The organism is Mesorhizobium qingshengii, from assembly GCF_027563465.1.
GTDB lineage: Bacteria > Pseudomonadota > Alphaproteobacteria > Rhizobiales > Rhizobiaceae > Mesorhizobium > Mesorhizobium qingshengii_A.
Genome location: NZ_JAPFQA010000035.1, coordinates 1 through 17,046, shown reverse-complemented (window position 1 = coordinate 17,046; position 17,046 = coordinate 1). Strand labels below are relative to the sequence as shown.

Below are 17,046 nucleotides of genomic sequence, written 5' to 3'. Positions count from 1 at the left end.
CAGTGCAGGAAGTCGGCTCGGTCGCCGATGCTTTCCGGTTTCTGAGACGGTGGCCGACGGGGCGTCGTGGTCCGGTGTTTGGGTGTGCGTTCAATAGCTGCAACGCTGCATTTTCCGGGCAGCTGTCGGCAGAGCAGGCTCAACAAGCGTTTGCCAGCTTTGCGAGAATCAGTGGAATTCTCGTTAGAACTGGGGAAACGGCAGTCCCAATCGAATGGCATCAAGCCGGAAACCGAATGTGGAAGTGGGCCTAAGATATCCCGCCGGCCAAGCGTACTCCGGCCACCTGTGAGATGTTTTTCTTTCTCATGGCTGTTCTGCAATTTGCGACTGTCACGCGGGAGCCGACCATCAATCCCAGCTCATGTCCCATACTGCGGCCCGTTCAATAGCATTTCCAACAGGAGATAAGTTTTTGTGGCAAGCCTTCCTCGTCATCGACCTTGTGAAAACCCGGCGTTGTCAGAAGGTCGGTGACAGCAGCATGGCGCCGTAACCGGTGAGCGCAGCGATCAGGGTTGCGCCGACCAACGGCAAGCAGAACCTCACTGGGCCAGCAAATAGGGCCAGCGACAGACGGCCGACGGCGTTTGCCGCCAGCGCCGCGAGCACCGCCTGGCCGACGGTCTCGATAGCGACCGATTGCTTGACCAGGCGCAGCGCGCTGAGCACCGAGACATCGACGTCGAACGTGCCTGCCAGCGTCGAGCTCGCCAGCAAGCCGCGCCCGCCGAATTGAGCTGCCAATGCAGCGCTCGCTGTCGCGACAACCGCAAAGAGCAGGGCGAACAGCAGCAGCGGGCCCACTTCGAAGGGGTTACGTGCCAGTCCGTCACTTTTGTGTTCCCCGCCGCCGCGGACCAATAGGAATGCGCCGCAGCCGGCAAAGGCGAGCGCCGCTGCAATCGCCGGAATGCCGACCACGACGAATACGCTGGGCTCGACAATCAGCACCACGGCGCAGACGCGTAGCACCGAAACCATAGCCGCTAGCGAAGCCGCACCGGCGAGGGGCAGCGGATTGCTTGCGGACACAGCGTTGCGGGCAAGCGCCATGGTCACGGCGGTGGAAGAGACGATTGCGCCGGCGAGCGAGCTGACGAGCAGACCGCGCGTATCTCCCAGGATGCGAACGGCGACATAGCCAGCGAAGGATATCGACGCCATCAGCACCGTAAGGAACCAGACCTCCCATGGATTGAAACCGCCCCATGGATCTATCGTCCGGTTTGGCAGCAAGGGCAGGACGATCGCGGTCATCACCGCCAGGATCAGCGCCGAACGAAGTTCGATCCAGGTCAGCCGCTGCAAGAGGCCGTGCAGGATCTCGCGACTGGCAAGGACAGCCGCGAGTGCCGCCCCTCCGGCAGCAGCGGCCCGGTAGTCATCGGCGACCGAAAGCGCACCGAGCGCGAACACGCCGAGAGCTGCTATCACCGCTGTAACGCTGAAATCCTGGTCATGGGCGGCCTCGCGTGCCTTGTACCAGGCGAAGATTGCCGCGAAGGCGATAAAACCGCCGACCAGCACGGACACTGCACCGAGTGCATTTGCCAGTGCTGCGAGAATGCCGCCGAGCAGTCCAGATATGCCGAAGGTGCGAATTCCGGCCGTCCTGCTGCGATCGGGCGCGTCACGCTCCCGCCAACCGCGCTCCAATCCGACGAGAAGGCCTATTGCCAGTGCAAGCCCGAGCCGGGCGATGAGCGGATCCATGGTTTTACGGTCTTAGACGCTGACCATCGGCGGGTGGTCGCGAACCCACCTGACGATTTGCCCGGCCGTCATTGCGCCGGATGTGCGTGCAAGCTCGCGCCCGCCATGGAAGAGGATCATTATTGCACCTTCAATTTGACATTGCGCTATTCGCTAGCCTGCCTTGGCGGCAGCGCCGCTCTCGATGAACCATCGCTCCACAATGTCCTCAGCAGCATGCCCGATGTGACTGACTCAGCAACCATTGATATTCTGCAATTGCAATTCTCCAAAGAATTCTAGTCAACTCACCAGCGCGGTCATCGATTACGATTAAGCCGTCGATTTGCAGCTTGTTCAAGAAAAGTCGGTTCGGCCCTCGCAGGCGGCGAGGCGCACGCCGGGGCAGATTCGACGTTGCACCGGCGCTTTCCGAAAATGATCCAAATCAAGGCGAGACCTGCCGCTTCGACGCATCATGGGACCTCGAACTGGCTGTCTTTAACGAGGATGGCGAGCATGCGCTTGTGTTCCCCTGCATAAGAGGGCGGGAAGGCTGGAAGAACGCCGCGACCGGCGTGCGCGTCGATATTCACCCAACCCACTGGCGCGACTGGAAGTCGGAGAGGGTATCGGCAAACAATGGCAAGCTCCTCGGTGGCTCTCTTTAGTGTTCGGATTCCACGATCAAAGTTATGCGAACGAGATGCGACAGGCTGTTCGCGCCCATCTTGCTCATGACATTGGCGCGATGGATCTCGACCGTGCGCAGACTGATGCTCAGATTATAGGCAATCGTCTTGTTCGGCATGCCGGACACAAGATCGTCCAGCACTTGCTGCTCACGCTCCGACAGCGTCAATAGACGACCGCGGATTTCCGCGGATTGAGGGTGCGTTGCATCTGCCCGATTGCGATTCTCCAATGCAGAGCGGATCGCAACGATCAGTATTTCGTCGTCGAACGGCTTTTCGATGAAATCGGCGGCGCCTTCCTTCATCGCCTGAACGGCGCGCGCCACATCGGAATGACCCGTCATGACAATTACCGGAACCGTATGTCCGCGGGTTCTGAGCTGGCGCAGGAACTCGATGCCGTCAATGCTGGGCATGCGCACATCGGTGACGATGCAGCCGTCGAGATTGCCCGTCGCCGTAGCCAGAAAGGCGGTGGCCGATTCGTGCAGGCGCACGGCAAAGTCAGCTGTCGCCAGAAGAAAACCAAGCGACTGCGGACGTCGACGTCGTCATAGACCACATGCACAAGTTCATTCCCGGCCATTGGCAACTGTTCTTTCTCTATGATGGGCAGAGTGAACTGGAAAGCGGTTCCGCCGGCCAGCGCAAATCACTACCTGTTGAACGGGACCATCGCCATGTCCGAAAAGTGCAACATTTTTTGGACTTCTAACGCCTCTCCCCTGCGTCTAATTTGTGAGATGCATGCGCGCCTGCTTCACAGTGGTCGCGGTGGAATCAAAGATCCCGGCGAATTCCGCCGTTCGCAAAACTGGATTGGTGGCACCCGACCCGGCAATGCGCTGTTCGTGCCGCCACCACCCGCTGAGCTCGATGCATGCCTCGGTGCACTCGGGCGCTTTATGCACGAAGAGCAATCGCGCCTGCCGGCATTGATCGAGGCGGTACTGATCCACGTGCTTGGCTTTTGCAGAACCGCCACTCAATGCATTCGCGAGTAGCACGAGCGTATTGTGGCCCGGACGATCATGCAATCGGATTGACCGAGATCAAAGCCGTCCAAATCCAATCGGCTAGGATTTTCCAATGGTTGTGAAATCCATCGGAGGACTATTCCAAAATAGTGCGTGCGCGGCAATCCTCCTCGCAACACTTGGCCTGTACGCTGTGCAGGCCAAGGCGGATTCCGCGTCGCATGGGAAAGCGCTGGTCGAAACCAACTGCGCCCGATGTCACGCTGTCGGGAAAACTGGCAAGAGCAAACATCCTGACGCTCCCGCATTTCGCACCCTTTCGCAACGCTATCCGATCACCGATCTTGAGGAGGCACTCGCCGAAGGCATTTCAACCGGGCACCCGGACATGCCCGAATGGGTTGCGAATCCCGATCAGATCGCGGCGATCATCGCCTATATCGAAAGCCTGCAAAAACCGTGACCGGCCGCAAGCCAGTCGGGGATAGCGGCAGGGCGCGGGCGGCTCGCATGATCCAGGACGCGCGCTGCATACGTGCCGGAAGCATCGAGCAGACGGTGTTGAGTGTGGGCGCGCAGGACTCAATCGGGCCGATCGGCTAAGCCGACCAGTCATAAAACAACATCAGTCTGCCAATTTCGCTCTCACCGAACGGCAATGCCGATTTCAGCATCGTTTAGCCGACCGACAAAATCACGTCCTTCCCTGGTGTTCACATGAAATCCTTTGATCTGGGGACCTGCAACGCGATCTGATTATCACTCATCGCCCTGTACGCAAAACCGATCGAGAAGAGATTCGTGACGGAGATTGGCAAAATGCGCCTTTTGACCCGCGTCAAAGCGATGAGGGCTATCGGGCGCACTTACTACATCCAACGATATCCCATCTCACCCAGCGAGATTTGACCAGTCGGTATGCCGACGGTTTGAGAGGAATCCCAATGCAACCAGTTCCGGCATCCGTAGGCGCTATCGGTGAAGATGCCTATTGGTCGATCGAGGCCGATGACCTCCTGAAACGTCTCGAGACGTCTGGCTCGGGGCTCGCCGCCTCCGAGGCCGCATCAAGGCTTGCAAAATTCGGCCGAAACACGCCGGAGGCGCGATCCGGCACATCGGCTTTGACGATATTTGTGGGGCAGTTCCGTAGTCCACTGGTCCTGATCCTCATTTTTGCGGCCGGCGTGTCGGCTTTTGTTGGTGAGGGCCAGGAGGCCGCGATCATCGGCGCGATTGTGCTGGCGAGTTGCGTCCTGAGCTTCACCCAGGAATATGGCGCGTCGCGAGCGACAGAAGCGCTGAAACAGCGTGTTTCCCACAAGGCTATTGTCCTGCGCGACGGTGCCGAATGCGCCATCAATGCCGAAGACATCGTGCCTGGCGACGTGATCCGGCTCTCCGCTGGAAACCTCATTCCCGCGGACGGTGTCATTCTGGATGCACGCGATTTCAATGTCAGCGAGGCGGTGCTGACCGGTGAGACGTTTCCGGTCGTGAAAACACCGGGTCGATCGGCGCCAGAAGCTTCCGTCGCGCAGCGCAGCAACGCTGTCTTCACCGGCACTTCGGTCCGCAGCGGCACCGCGACCGTGCTGGCGGCGGCGACCGGTGGACGCACCGAGTTCGCTTCAATCGCCGCGGCCCTCGAGCGACGTATCCCCGAAACGGGGTTTGCCAGGGGCATCAGACGCTTTGGATACCTGATGACGGAGATCATGCTGGTGATCGTCATCATCGTGTTCTTCGCCAATCTGCTGCTCCATCGACCGCTCATTGAATCGCTGCTCTTTTCGCTGGCACTCGCGGTTGGCCTCACGCCGGAACTTCTTCCGGCCATCATCAGTGTGACCCTGGCTCGGGGTGCCCGTGCCATGGCAGCCAACGGCGTCATCGTGCGCCGGCTCGATGCCATCGAGAATTTGGGCAGCATGGACCTGCTCTGCACAGACAAGACCGGAACGCTGACCGAAGGTGTCATCCACCTCGATGGGTGGCTCGATGTCGATGGCAATCCATCGACGGATATCCTGCTTTGGGCACGGCTCAACGCCACCATGCAGACCGGGTTGAAGAACCCGCTGGACGAAGCGATAGCCAGTGCCCAAGGCGACGACGGTGCAACATTGAGGTCCTTCACGAAGGTCGATGAGATTCCCTACGACTTCATCCGCAAGCGGCTGTCCGTTGCTGTCCACCACAACGGTGCCGAAGACCTTCTGATCACCAAGGGTGCAGTGCAAAATGTCCTCGAGGCCTGCAAGTTCCTTCGAACCGCGAATGGGTTGGAACCCCTGGGGGACACGCATCGTGCCGCGATCGACGAGAAATTTAGACGCTGGAGCGCGGACGGCTATCGGGTCCTGGGTATGGCTATCCGCCGTTTCGAAAGCGGGGGTGCCCTTTCCAGGAAGGACGAGACCGGTCTCGCCTTCGCCGGCTTCCTGCTCTTCCTCGACCCGCCGAAGCAGGGGATCAAGCAGGCGCTTTCCGCGCTTGCCCACAGGGGCATCGCGGTAAAGGTCATTTCGGGCGACAACCGCTATGTCACAGCGCATCTCGCCACGGCGGTTGGCTTGCGCGCCGACAGGATCATGACTGGCGAGGATCTGTCGAAGCTGACAAAAACCGCTCTGTTCGCAGCCGTGCAGCAGACCGACCTGTTTGTCGAAATCGACCCCAATCAAAAAGAACGCATTGTCGAGGCGTTCCGAAGCCGGGGCCATGTCGTCGGCTATATGGGAGACGGCATCAACGATGCGCCCGCCCTGCACGAAGCTGATATCGGTATCTCGGTCGACACCGCGGTCGATGTCGCACGCGAGGCTGCCGACATCATTCTTCTCAGGCAGGATTTGGGCGTTCTGGTGCGTGGCGTTGACGATGGCCGCAAGACCTTCGCCAACACGATGAAATACATCTCCATCACGACCAGCGCCAATTTCGGCAACATGATCAGCATGGCCGTCGCCTCGCTGTTCCTGCCTTTCCTGCCGCTGCTGGCGGCGCAGATCCTGCTCAACAATTTCCTGTCGGACATTCCCTCGCTGGCTATTGCCAGCGATAATGTCGATCCAGACCAATTGCGCCGGCCGCGTCGCTGGGACATCGGCTTCGTCAGGCGATTCATGATCGGCTTTGGCTTGGTCAGCTCGCTATTCGACTTTGCAACGTTCGCTTTCCTGCTGTTTTTCGCACATGCGACAGCGGCCGCCTTCCAGACCGCATGGTTCGTCGAGTCACTGCTGACAGAGCTCGCAATCGTGCTCATTGTGCGCACGCACAAGGCGTTCTGGACGAGCCGCCCCAGCCCCCTGCTTGGATGGCTTACACTGGCTGTCGCGGTTTTCGCGATCGCTATACCCTACGTGCCCTTCGCCGCGTACTTCGGCTTCGTGCCGCTGCCGCTGCCCGTGCTTGTCGGGCTCGTCGCCATCACCGCACTGTATCTGTTGGCCTCGGAGGTAACCAAGCGCTGGTTCTTCGATCACGAGAGCAGACATTCGCATCGATCGAGGGCAGGGCGGACCATCAGCAGCGGCCCCATACCCCACTCAGCCTATCTGCGATGATATGCTGCATGACGCCAGCACCGGCTCGACATCCACGGCAATGGTATCGGCGGATGCAGCCAGAGGTGTTGCCGGAGCGCAAGCAAGACAGGCAAGCAAGCTATGCGCGTCGAGCATGGTCGGACCATGATGTTCCATCGCTTGGACGCGCGTAGCCGGCTACCTCTTTCGACGGGCAGCAGCGATCGGCGGTGGCTCGATCGCACCGGCCCTGACACGGGCGGGCTTGAGAGCCGGCCCGGCCGTATCTTTCACGATCGTCAATGAGCGTGGAAAGAATTCAATGTTGTGCTGTCCGCGACCGATGTTGAGGATGGCGGCACCGGCGAGACGCTTCTCCATCATCGAGAACACCCGTCTCAGCGTCGTGTCGTCGAACGCATCCAGCGCCTCATCGATGATCACCCATTTCGGCAGCCGCAAGGCAAGCCTGGCAAAGGCAAGCAGGCGCTGCTCGTCGTCATTCAGTTCATGCTCCCAGCGCGCGGAACGCTCGAGCGAAGACGACAGACGCTCGAGACCGACCTCGGCCAGCAGCGCCGAAATGTCGGCATCGTCGACCTTCATGGTGCCATCTGCGTGGTTGAGGACGTCGCGCAGCGTGCCGAGCGGGAAATATGGGGTGCGTGGAACGAAAACGGGCACTTCTCCGGCCGGCATGCCGATGCGCCCGCTCCCCCACGGCCACAGACCAGCAACGGCGCGAAAGAACAGCGTCTTGCCGGCGCGCGACTCTCCCGTGATCATGACACGCTCACCGGCGCGGATTTCCACATGCGGCTCGGCGAGTTTCGTACACCCGTCCGGAGACGCGACCTCTAGTTTCTCGAATGTCAGCCTGCCATCCGGGTTTTCGCCGAACTCGATCTGCCTTTCCGTGCAGTGGAGCAGATCCGTTTCAGCAAGCGCAATGCGGAAATCGGCGACACGCATCAGCGTGGCCCGCCAGTCGGCGATGGCGCCTATGTTGTTGATGAACCAGCGCAGCGAGGAATGCACCTGGTTGAAGGCGCCGACCGCCATCATCAGCCCGCCGAAGCTGATATCGCCCGCGAAATAGATCGGAGACGCGACGAGGATCGGCGCGACAACAGTGATCCACCCATAGGTATCGGTAACCCAGGACAGGTTGATCTGGGCGCTGTAGATGCTCCGCATGGCGCCCAGCAACGTCCCCAGGTCGAGCTCGAGCTGTCGTTTCGCATCGGCCTCGCCATGCGCAAGCGCGATTGCATCGACATTCTCGTTGACGCGAACCATCGAGGAGCGGAGCTCTGCCTCCCGCGTGTAGCGATCACTGTTGAGACGGATCAACGGGCGTCCGGCCAGCCAGCTCAGCCATGAGGCTGTGCCAGCATAAAGGAACGCGGCCCAGACCATGTAACCCGGTATGGCCAGCGACGTTGCACCGATATGGAAGACGAAACCCGATGACAGCTGCCACAGAACGCCAACAAAGGAAGCAAGCAGGATGAATGACTGCAGCAGGCCAACGCCGAGATCCGTCGAAAGATCGGAAAGGTGGCCGGCGTCCTGCTGCATGCGCTGGTCGGGATTGACGCCGATGGCGCCGACATTGGCGAGCCGGAAAGCGCGCGCCGGCCACATCCATTCGCTGATCAGATCGAGCGTCAGCGCTTCGCGCAGCTTCAACCGTATCATCTGATTGAGCCAGGTCTGGCCGATATTGAGCACCAGCAGCCCCCCGGCGATGGCGGCAAAGACGAGAAGCTGGTCCAGGAAGGCCTGCATGTCGCGGCGTGCGAGCGCGTCATAGAAAGGCTGGTTCCAGCGGTTGAGCAGAACTTGCCCGATCGACGTCGCCACAATGACGAGCATGATGCCAACCGACATCCACAACAGTGCCTTGCGCATCGGCGACCCGGCAAGGGCCTGTCTGATCGTTGCCAGCTGCTCGCGAAGGCTGCTGGCCTCGACATCCGGATGATCAGCCATGTGTGAAACCCTTGCGTTCGGAAGCGGTTACAGGCGTTGACGGCGCATGTAGCCCTTCTGCGGAAATCGATCGCGGCGAATGGTTCGGCCCGGATATATATGGTTCGGGAAACGATGCTTATGGGCTAGCGGTCCTTTCTCGACCGGCTTGGGGCGTCAGTCTAGACTTGCAGCCAGATAGGGAGGTTCGCGCAGCGCGCCTCAGTTGCAAGCGAGCCGAGCTTCCCGATTTCCACATGGTCGGATAGCCCAGCGTCGCGATAGTCGCATGATCGCCTCGCGCCCAGGAAACCAAAATGAAGAACAGCGGCCCGGCGCAGAAGAGATTATCCCTCACGGCTTTGACGCCAGCAACGTTATGCCCTGTGGTGTCATTTATTTCGCGAGCAACCCATTGCTGATTGCATTTTCATGAAAGCTGAAGACGATGTTGGGATCTGGAAGATCGGCTTTGCGATCTTTCCCTTCGAAATCCAACCGGGTCAGGAGGTCCCGGATAAGGTTGATTCTGGCCAACGGCTTGTCGTCGGCCCTGACGATCATCCACGGCGCTGCAATCGTGTGGGTCCGCGCCAACATCTCGTTGCGAGCATCGCTGTAATCCTCCCAGTGCTTTACGGCAGTCGCGTCGATGGGACTGGTCTTCCACTGGCTCAGGGGGTCATCGCGACGCTCCTTAAGCCTCTTCTTCTGCTCCTCCTTCGAAATATCGAGATAGTATTTCACGAGCGTGATGCCGCAATGCACCAGAAGATCCTCGAACATCGGCGCAGTCTTGAGAAATGTCTCGTATTCTTCTTTTGAGCAAAAATCCATGACGCGCTCAACGCCTGCGCGGTTGTACCAACTGCGATTGAATAGGACGATTTCGCCGGCGACCGGAAAATGTTTGACGTAGCGCTGAAAATACCACGCCTTACGGTTTCGGTTGGAGGGCTTGGCCAAGGCGACCACGCGTACTTCGCGCGGTGAAAGGTGTTGGACAATCCGCTTGATGATGCCGTCCTTGCCGGCAGCATCTCGTCCCTCGATAATCACCAGGATTTTCTGCCCGGTCTCGATGACATGGCGTTCCAACTTCACCAACTCGATCTGCGCAGTCTTCAACTCGGCCTTGTCGTTGTTCTTTTCGCGGTTCTCTTTGTCAGTAGACATTTGGATCAAGCTCGCTTCAAGAGTTGTTTCCGTATGGCTCGGTCGGCCATGGATTTAATCTGCTTGGGTGGCGCCAAGCTTACCGGGGCTGGGGCGACCAACCGCCGATCGCCCCTCACCCTGTTTTTTTGCGATCAACCCACCGCGTGGTGTTCATGGTCGGCAGGGAGCTTCGCCATGTCTTTCACGTCTTGATGCAGATCGAGACGAACCGCTTCGGTCGTTTCAAGGATCGTTTTGGCTCGGGCCATCTCTTCGACGGGGCCGTGCGCGACGAGCAGGAATCCATCGGCTTTCAACGCGTCCTCATACTGGATCACGCTGTCCTTGGGGATGCCGAGACCGAACAAGGCTGCTCCGAGCGCGCTGAGGCCGCCGACGACAACCGCCCCCTCAACCACTGCGAACACCATGGCAGCAAGATGTCCGAGCACCATGACCGGACCCACAACAGGAATTGTCATGAAAACTCCGCCGAAGAACAGGCCCCATAGACCGCCCCAGACTGCACCGTTCTGGCCCCAGAACTTGACCCGATCACCGGTATTGTAGAAACCTATTACCTTCTCTTCCGTATGATACCCTTTGCCGACGATGCTGAAGTGCTTCATGTCTAGCCCACTTTTAGCGAGCTTTCGGACGGCGGCTTCGGCTAAGCGGTGGTCGGTGAATACGGCAACGACTGCGTCATTCTTGGTCATGATGTGTTCCTTTTCAAGTGAAAGTTCAGGCGATGAATCGGCCTGTTTTGGCCGAACTGGGGGGCTTGGGCGTAGGACGGCGGTCATCGCCGTCGGCTTTGCCCTGTTTGCGAGCCACAAGCCTGTTCGGTAAGCCAAGGCTGAGCAGGATACCTAGTGCGGTCAGGACGGTAACGAGCAGGAACGAGGCGTTGGGTAGCCAGGCCACATTGAACAAGAGGCCTCCGGCTGCCGATCCGACGGCCGCCCCCAGGCTCGCGGCGGCCGTTTGCTTGCCGAGTTCCGCTCCCTGCGCGTTGCCGGCCTTTCTTGAGATCCAGTAGGTCAGGATCGGTGAGAGAATACCGGCGCTCGCGGCCACTGCGCCAATCACCACAAGCATCAGCGCAAAGTTGGAAGCACGAGGAACGAGAAACAGTCCAACTGCCAGGATAGCCAGGGCCGGCGCGATGAACCAACGCGTCGTTTCGGGCTTGATCCACGGCGAGAATACGATCGCCTGCACGACGAACATTACCGAGCTGCACTCTGTGAACATCAGCGCGATCTGAAATGGCGTCAGCCCGAGTTCCTGTTTTCCGCGAAGCGCCAATCCGACTTCAAATACGCCGATGCCGGCAGAGACAATGAAAGCGATAGACAGAAGCTTGGGAACGAGCCACGCGGTCGCTGCCGAAGCAGGTTGCTCATGCTGTAGGGCAGCAGCGCTCCGCTTCGTTCCCGGGACCGCTATCGTGGCGGCACCCGCCACGAGAAGCGACAGGATTGCTGCCCCTGCAAGGGGGAGGGCAAGGGATCCGGCCGCACTGACGACAGGGAACATATTGGCCGCGCCGCGCGCAATGAAGACCCCCAGCATGGGTCCGAGCAAAAACCCAGCGATTCCGGCCAAACTGACAAAGGTAAGGCGGCGGGCTCGCGCCTCTTCAGTCGTCGCGAGGTCGCCTATTGCAGCCAAAGCAACCGGTGTGACTGCGGCAGCGAACATACCGCTCAGGAAGCGCTCGGCATAAACTGCGGTCAGGTTTTCGATGAAGGCGAAGGTCATCATGGTCGCGCCGAACCCGATCAACCCGATCAAAAGAATGCTGCGGCGTCCGAATCGGTCGGACAAGTGCCCCCACATTGGGGCAAAGAGAAAGAGCGATAGCGTGTAAAGACCTGTAAGCAGGCCAGTTGCGCGCGAAACTTGCGCCGCATCACCGCTGGTGCCAAGCAGCCGCTCGATCAGGTATGGGAGCAGGGGCAATATGATGCCATAACCCATCGATACCGTGAAGACAGACAGCATCAGCACAACCATTGTGGTCGGCGGTACACCCGTGGATGTGGGGCGGTCTGTCATGATGTTGCGATGCCTGGGGTAAGTGCAAGGGTGGAGGCTAAGCTAGATCTTGATTGGATCACCGCCCTTTCCCGCATCGCTATCGTGGAGTGGACCAATACGTCCTCCGATATATAGATCAATCCTGGATCGACGATCCATTCACCAGGTGAGAGCGATTCGACATCGTACTGTCCATCAGAAAGGCGCGTGGCAAGCCCAACGTAGTGATAGCGGTCGCCGGAGAAATCTATGATTGTGGCGAAGATTGGCCGGTCTGCAAGTTTGCCGACGACAGTGCATCCACCAGGTCGCTCGGCAGCGGGGCCAACGATATTGAGTATGTAGTATTCGAACGGAAAACTTCTTCTGCCAATGCGCATCTGGCAATGGTCGTTTGAGTTTATCATCGCGGCGATGTCTCCGACCCGGCCGTGTAGCCCCGTTGCGTCGGCTGGTTCACGGGCCACATTGGTGCCGCCGCCCTCTGCTCGGCATCGGCCGCCGTCAGCGCCGGCGCGTCATTGATGCCGTCCATTTTTGTTCTCCTGTGACCTTAGTGTCGGACAGAATGCCTTGGCGCCGAGTGCCTGACTTTGTTCTGCATCAAAATGGACTCGATTAATGGTGTCCACTTCGCGTTCTGCCAAACAAGTTCGCGATCGACTAACCAGAGTCTTTTTATATGTGGCATCGGCAGTTATATGTGGCATCGGCAGACACTTATGTTTCCGCCGTCTACGCCCGACGTGACGTGCATGGTCAGCAGCCAAGCAGCCGAATTGTGATGCAATCCACTGAGCTGAAACAGACATGTCGGAAGCCGACGTTGCTGACCCGGCCCGAGCCCTCGCGAGGCCGCGCTACCTAGATGGCACGCGTAGAGGATTGCCGTAGGCTGCTCGTCGACTATCACCGAGCCGCCTGTTGGCCAGCTATCGGCGTATTTCGATTTCCGACTTACCGGCTTCGATTGTCGTTCCAGCTTCGCCACGCAGGATCGCAACGGCATCCTCGAGGCGGCCAATGGCGGCGAGACGGCCGGTTTCGGTGGCGAACATCGTCGCTGCTTCAACCTTTGGGCCCATCGAACCAGAAGCAAACTGAGCTCCTGTGAGCGACAATGCGCCCGTGCGCGCAATACGGCGCGCCTCAGGTTTGCCGAAATCAAGATAGACGGCGTCGACGTCCGTTAGCAGCAAAAGCATGTCGGCGCCCACCTGGCGGGCAAGAAGGTAGCTGGCGCGGTCCTTGTCGATGACGGCTTCAATGCCCAACAGGCTGCCGTCATTTCGCGCAACAACCGGTATGCCGCCCCCGCCAGCACAAATGACAGTAACGCCGCGCTCGACCAGCATCGAAATCACTTTCATTTCCAGGATTTCCAGAGGCTCGGGCGAAGCAACGACGCGGCGCCATTTCTCGCCATCGCGAGCGATCTGCCAGCCACGTTCCACTTCGATCCGACGCGCGGTCACCTCGTCATAGACCGGGCCGATTGGCTTGGTCGGATGAAGAAAGGCCGGGTCGGATGGGCTCACCCGGATCTGGGTCAGAAGCGTCGCCAGCATCGCGCCGGCGGGCAGGACGTTATCAAGTTCCTGCTCGATCAGATAGCCGATCATTCCTTCGCTCTCGGCGCCGAGAATGTCGAGCGGATAGGCGCCGTCCTTTGGACCCGCGGCAGACTGAAGGGCAAGAAGGCCGACCTGCGGCCCGTTGCCGTGGGTGACGACAATTTGGTGGCCGGCACCGATCAGCGCCGCAAGCGACGTGGCGGCACGGCGGACATTGGCCCGTTGCGTTTCCACCGTCATGGGTTCGCCACGCTTCAGCAGCGCGTTGCCGCCGAGAGCGATGACGATGCGCATCGCGATCAGCCCGCAATCGTGGCGACGAGGATCGCCTTGATCGTATGCATGCGGTTTTCAGCCTGATCGAAGACAATCGAGGCGGCGGACTCGAAAACCTCGTCAGTGACTTCCATACAGTCGATGCCGAACCTTTTGGCGATGTCGGCACCAACCTGGGTTTCCGCATTGTGGAAGGCCGGCAGACAATGCATGAATTTTGCAAACGGATTGCCGGTCGCCGCCATCACTTCGCCCGTGACCCGATAAGGTGTAAGGTCTTTTATGCGGCTCGGCCACGCTGCCTCGTCCTCGCCCATCGACAGCCAGACGTCGGTGTAGAGGAAATCTGCCCCCTTCACCGCCTCCTCGACGCTTTCGGTGACGGTCAATCGTGCGCCCGTATCTTTGGCGAGCGTTCGGAAATGATCGATAAAGGCCTCATCGGGCCAGAGATTGCGGGGTGCAGCGATGCGCATATCAATGCCGACCTTGGCGGCGCCTATTGCGAGCGACAGAGCGACGTTGTCCCGCCCGTCACCGAGAAAGGTGACAGTGAGATCGGAAAGATGCTTGTGGGTGAATTCGCGCATCGTCATGAAGTCGGCGAGCGTCTGCGTTGGATGTGTTTCGTCGGTGAGGCCGTTGTAGACCGGCACTCCGGCGTGGGCGGCGAGCTCCTCGGCGAGCTTCTGGCCAAAGCCTCGATACTCGATCGCGTCGTACATCCGACCAAGCACGCGTGCGGTATCCTTCATTGATTCCTTATGGCCGATATGGCTGCCGCCGGGGCCAAGGTAGGTGACATGGGCACCTTGGTCATAGGCGGCTACCTCGAACCCCGTCCGTGTGCGTGTCGAATCCTTCTCGAAGATCAGAGCGATGTTTCGGCGCAGCAGCCGCGGTTGCTCGGTGCCGGCGTATTTTGCAGCCTTGAGTTCGGTGGCCAACCGGAGGAGGAAGCGGATTTCGGCCGGCGAATAGTCGTCGAGCGTGAGCAGGCAGCGGCCGCGCAGATTGATGGGCATTTGCAGGTCCTTCCAGGATCTCAGAGGGGGTCGCGCGCCAGCGGGCAGGTCATGCAATGGCCGCCACCGCGCCCCCGTCCGAGCTCGGAGCCCGAAACGGTGATGACCTCGATACCCGCCCGGCGAAGCAATGTATTGGTGTACACGTTGCGGTCGTAACCGATGACGACCCCGGGCTCGATGGCGATGACGTTGTTGCCGTCGTCCCATTGCTCGCGCTCGGCCTCGTAGCTGTCGCCGCCTGTGTTTATAACCCGCAAGTGTTCGAGACCAAGGGCCTGCTGGACGACCTGCAGAAATGGCAGCCCCTCAGCGGTAATCTCGATGCCGGTCGGGCCGTCGCCGGGACGAAGCGAAAAAGCCCGCACCCGATTGACGATTGGCGGATAGGCGGTGACCAGATCGCGATCGCAGAAGGTGAAAATGGTGTCGAGATGCATGAAGGAACGATCGCGCGGCATGAGCGCGGCAATGATCCTTTCGGCGGCACCCTTGGCGAACAGACGCGCTGCGAGCGTTGCCACTGCTTGCGGCGTGGTGCGTTCGCCCATTCCGATCAGAACGACGCCATTCGCCAGTGGCATCACATCCCCACCTTCAAGCGTGGCAATGCCGGGTATGGCGTCGGCATTGCCAAACCATGTCTCGAAAGATGCCTTCGTAAAATGAGGGTGAAACTGGTAGACGGCGGCGAGATTGACTGCTTCCGGGCGGCGCGCCGGCCAGTACATCGGGTTGATTGTGACGCCCCCATAGATCCAGCAGGAACTGTCGCGGGTAAAGAGCTGGTTGGGCAACGGCGGCAGCACGAAATCCTGCGGTTCCATCGTCTGAGCGGCAAGCCCAATCGGCGCGAAGGGCAATTCGGCGCGAGCGATACCGCCGATCAGGAGACGGCCAAGCTCGGTGGCCGGAATTTCGTCAAGCCAGCTACGCATCTCGCCGACCATGTCGTCACCGACCGACCCTGCGCTTAGGCGCCGGTCGAGCAGCCATCGCCTTGCTTCGGGAATGGCAAGGGTCTCACCGAGGAGGGTGCCAAAGTCAAGGACGGTGACGCCACGCTCGCGTAGCGCATCCACGAAGATGTCATGTTCCTGACGTGCCTTCTTGACCCAGAGGACATCGTCGAAGAGCAAAGCCTTACAATTGTCCGGCGTCAGCCTTTGCAGGCTGAGATCGGGGCGGTGCACCAGCACCTCCCGGAGACGGCCGATCTCAGAAAATGCGCCGAGTTGGGTCGTGGTGTCAGGTGCGTTCATAGCGGGCTGATGCTCCCGTTCCAGATGAGGTAGGCGGCGGCAACACTGGCGGCAACAAGGGCCGCGGCAACCAATGCCTCGATGAGAGTGAAGCTCTTCTCTCCGGCCTCGCGGCGAGCCCAGATGTAGAAGATGATGCCGGGCGCATAGAGGATCGCTGCCATGAAGAGGTATGCGGGGCCCGCCGCGTAGACGAGCCACAGCCCGTAGACCGTAGCCAGCAGTCCGGCGAAAAGCGGACCGGCGCGCTGCTCGCCGCTGGCATAGCTCTCTCCGGTCAGCGCGAGCTTGGCCGCGTAAGCGCCGGAGAAGATATAAGGCACCAGGATCGCCACTGATGCGATGTAGAACAGCGCCTGGTAGGTGCTTTGCGCGAACAGCGTGATCAGCAGGAATGCCTGGACGAGCAGGTTGGTGATTAAAAGCGAGGTTGACGGCACGCCACGGTCGCTTTCGCGGCCGAAGAATTTCGGCATCGTCCCGTCCTTGGCGGCGACATGCGGAATTTCGGCGGCAAGCAGCGTCCAGCTCAGGAAGGCGCCAACCACCGACACGACAAGCGCGATGTTGATGAGAATAGCGCCCCAGGGCCCGACAACCGCCTCCAGCACGCCTGCCATTGAAGGGTTCTTGAGCGCGGCGAGCTCAGGCTGGCTGAGGATTCCGAGCGACAGCAACGACACCAGGGCGTACAGCGCGAGACAAGTGAAGAAGCCTAGAACTGTCGCCGTGGCGATGTCCTTGCGGCGCTCGGCCCGGCCGGAAAATACGCTGGCACCTTCGATGCCGATGAACACCCACAGGGTCACCAGCATCGTGCTCTTCACCTGT

Annotated in this window: 15 protein-coding genes and 2 pseudogenes; 5 read left to right on the top strand and 12 right to left on the bottom strand. The window is 59.9% G+C overall.

The annotated features are described in order from the left end of the window. Positions 1–2 precede the first annotated feature (2 nt). Entirely contained in the window at positions 3–254 is a 252-nt protein-coding gene (locus OOJ09_RS31325; protein ID WP_269908916.1) for a DUF982 domain-containing protein, read from the top strand. A gap of 208 nt (positions 255–462) precedes the next feature. Here the strand turns inward: OOJ09_RS31325 and OOJ09_RS31320 are convergent, their stop codons facing one another. Beyond that, a complete protein-coding gene (locus OOJ09_RS31320; protein WP_269908915.1) occupies positions 463–1,716 on the bottom strand; it encodes an MgtC/SapB family protein in 1,254 nt (417 codons plus the stop codon). A 332-nt stretch (positions 1,717–2,048) separates the two neighbouring features. Here OOJ09_RS31320 and OOJ09_RS32040 point away from each other — a divergent pair, with 332 nt between their 5' ends. Beyond that, complete coding sequence (locus OOJ09_RS32040; RefSeq protein WP_333474504.1) at positions 2,049–2,366, top strand: hypothetical protein; 318 nt, start codon at positions 2,049–2,051, stop codon at positions 2,364–2,366. Here the strand turns inward: OOJ09_RS32040 and fixJ are convergent. Beyond that, a pseudogene (gene fixJ, locus OOJ09_RS31305) lies at positions 2,363–2,976 on the bottom strand (response regulator FixJ). The gene OOJ09_RS32040 and the pseudogene fixJ sit on opposite strands and share 4 nt — an antisense overlap. 139 nt (positions 2,977–3,115) lie before the next feature. Here fixJ and OOJ09_RS31300 point away from each other — a divergent pair. The 3 genes and pseudogenes from OOJ09_RS31300 to mgtA form a co-directional block, all read left to right on the top strand. Continuing rightward, a pseudogene (locus OOJ09_RS31300) lies at positions 3,116–3,352 on the top strand (Fic family protein); the annotation flags it as partial. A 127-nt stretch (positions 3,353–3,479) separates the two neighbouring features. Next, positions 3,480–3,830, top strand: coding sequence for a c-type cytochrome (locus OOJ09_RS31295; protein ID WP_269908914.1), 351 nt, complete (start codon positions 3,480–3,482; stop codon positions 3,828–3,830). 481 nt (positions 3,831–4,311) lie between these two features. Next, positions 4,312–6,939 (top strand): magnesium-translocating P-type ATPase, encoded by a 2,628-nt coding sequence (mgtA, locus tag OOJ09_RS31290; RefSeq protein ID WP_269908913.1) that lies wholly within the window; start codon positions 4,312–4,314, stop codon positions 6,937–6,939. A gap of 159 nt (positions 6,940–7,098) precedes the next feature. Here mgtA and OOJ09_RS31285 read toward each other — a convergent pair whose 3' ends face one another. From OOJ09_RS31285 to OOJ09_RS31240, 10 genes are all read right to left on the bottom strand, one after another. Further along, the gene (locus OOJ09_RS31285) at positions 7,099–8,895 is read right to left on the bottom strand and encodes an ABC transporter ATP-binding protein/permease (protein WP_269908912.1); all 1,797 of its coding nucleotides are present in this window, start codon (positions 8,893–8,895) and stop codon (positions 7,099–7,101) included. 375 nt (positions 8,896–9,270) lie between these two features. Further along, positions 9,271–10,050 (bottom strand): polyphosphate kinase 2, encoded by a 780-nt coding sequence (gene ppk2 / locus OOJ09_RS31280; protein ID WP_269908911.1) that lies wholly within the window; start codon positions 10,048–10,050, stop codon positions 9,271–9,273. A gap of 134 nt (positions 10,051–10,184) precedes the next feature. Continuing rightward, entirely contained in the window at positions 10,185–10,751 is a 567-nt protein-coding gene (locus OOJ09_RS31275) for a general stress protein (protein WP_269908910.1), read from the bottom strand. 25 nt (positions 10,752–10,776) lie between these two features. After that, positions 10,777–12,054 carry an MFS transporter gene (locus OOJ09_RS31270; protein WP_269908909.1) on the bottom strand — a complete coding sequence of 426 codons (1,278 nt, stop codon included), beginning with the start codon at positions 12,052–12,054 and terminating at the stop codon, positions 10,777–10,779. Positions 12,055–12,092: 38 nt separating this feature from the next. Beyond that, complete coding sequence (locus tag OOJ09_RS31265; RefSeq protein ID WP_269908919.1) at positions 12,093–12,485, bottom strand: hypothetical protein; 393 nt, start codon at positions 12,483–12,485, stop codon at positions 12,093–12,095. Continuing rightward, on the bottom strand, positions 12,482–12,613 hold the full coding sequence (locus OOJ09_RS31260; protein ID WP_269908918.1) for a hypothetical protein: 132 nt from the start codon (positions 12,611–12,613) through the stop codon (positions 12,482–12,484). Before OOJ09_RS31260 ends, OOJ09_RS31265 begins: the two co-directional genes overlap by 4 nt. 397 nt (positions 12,614–13,010) lie before the next feature. Then, a complete protein-coding gene (gene arcC / locus OOJ09_RS31255) occupies positions 13,011–13,946 on the bottom strand; it encodes a carbamate kinase (RefSeq protein ID WP_269908908.1) in 936 nt (311 codons plus the stop codon). Between the two features lie 5 nt (positions 13,947–13,951). Then, positions 13,952–14,953: an ornithine carbamoyltransferase gene (gene argF, locus OOJ09_RS31250; RefSeq protein ID WP_269908907.1), complete on the bottom strand. Its 1,002-nt coding sequence runs from the start codon at positions 14,951–14,953 to the stop codon at positions 13,952–13,954. 20 nt (positions 14,954–14,973) lie between these two features. Further along, positions 14,974–16,215: an arginine deiminase gene (gene arcA / locus OOJ09_RS31245; protein ID WP_269908906.1), complete on the bottom strand. Its 1,242-nt coding sequence runs from the start codon at positions 16,213–16,215 to the stop codon at positions 14,974–14,976. Then, positions 16,212–17,046: amino acid permease (locus OOJ09_RS31240; RefSeq protein WP_269908905.1), on the bottom strand; the 835-nt coding region annotated here is incomplete at its 5' end. The genes arcA and OOJ09_RS31240, both read right to left, overlap by 4 nt.

Excerpts from the sequence above, each read along its gene's own strand:
- OOJ09_RS31295 (WP_269908914.1), top strand. The coding sequence starts at position 3,480 with ATGGTTGTGAAATCCATCGGAGGACTATTCCAAAATAGTGCGTGCGCG.
- OOJ09_RS31320 (WP_269908915.1), bottom strand. The coding sequence starts at position 1,716 with ATGGATCCGCTCATCGCCCGGCTCGGGCTTGCACTGGCAATAGGCCTT.
- mgtA (WP_269908913.1), top strand. The coding sequence starts at position 4,312 with ATGCAACCAGTTCCGGCATCCGTAGGCGCTATCGGTGAAGATGCCTAT.
- OOJ09_RS31270 (WP_269908909.1), bottom strand. The coding sequence starts at position 12,054 with ATGGTTGTGCTGATGCTGTCTGTCTTCACGGTATCGATGGGTTATGGC.
- arcC (WP_269908908.1), bottom strand. The coding sequence starts at position 13,946 with ATGCGCATCGTCATCGCTCTCGGCGGCAACGCGCTGCTGAAGCGTGGC.
- OOJ09_RS31275 (WP_269908910.1), bottom strand. The coding sequence starts at position 10,751 with ATGACCAAGAATGACGCAGTCGTTGCCGTATTCACCGACCACCGCTTA.
- argF (WP_269908907.1), bottom strand. The coding sequence starts at position 14,953 with ATGCCCATCAATCTGCGCGGCCGCTGCCTGCTCACGCTCGACGACTAT.
- ppk2 (WP_269908911.1), bottom strand. The coding sequence starts at position 10,050 with ATGTCTACTGACAAAGAGAACCGCGAAAAGAACAACGACAAGGCCGAG.
- OOJ09_RS31285 (WP_269908912.1), bottom strand. The coding sequence starts at position 8,895 with ATGGCTGATCATCCGGATGTCGAGGCCAGCAGCCTTCGCGAGCAGCTG.
- OOJ09_RS31260 (WP_269908918.1), bottom strand. The coding sequence starts at position 12,613 with ATGGACGGCATCAATGACGCGCCGGCGCTGACGGCGGCCGATGCCGAG.
- OOJ09_RS31265 (WP_269908919.1), bottom strand. The coding sequence starts at position 12,485 with ATGATAAACTCAAACGACCATTGCCAGATGCGCATTGGCAGAAGAAGT.
- arcA (WP_269908906.1), bottom strand. The coding sequence starts at position 16,215 with ATGAACGCACCTGACACCACGACCCAACTCGGCGCATTTTCTGAGATC.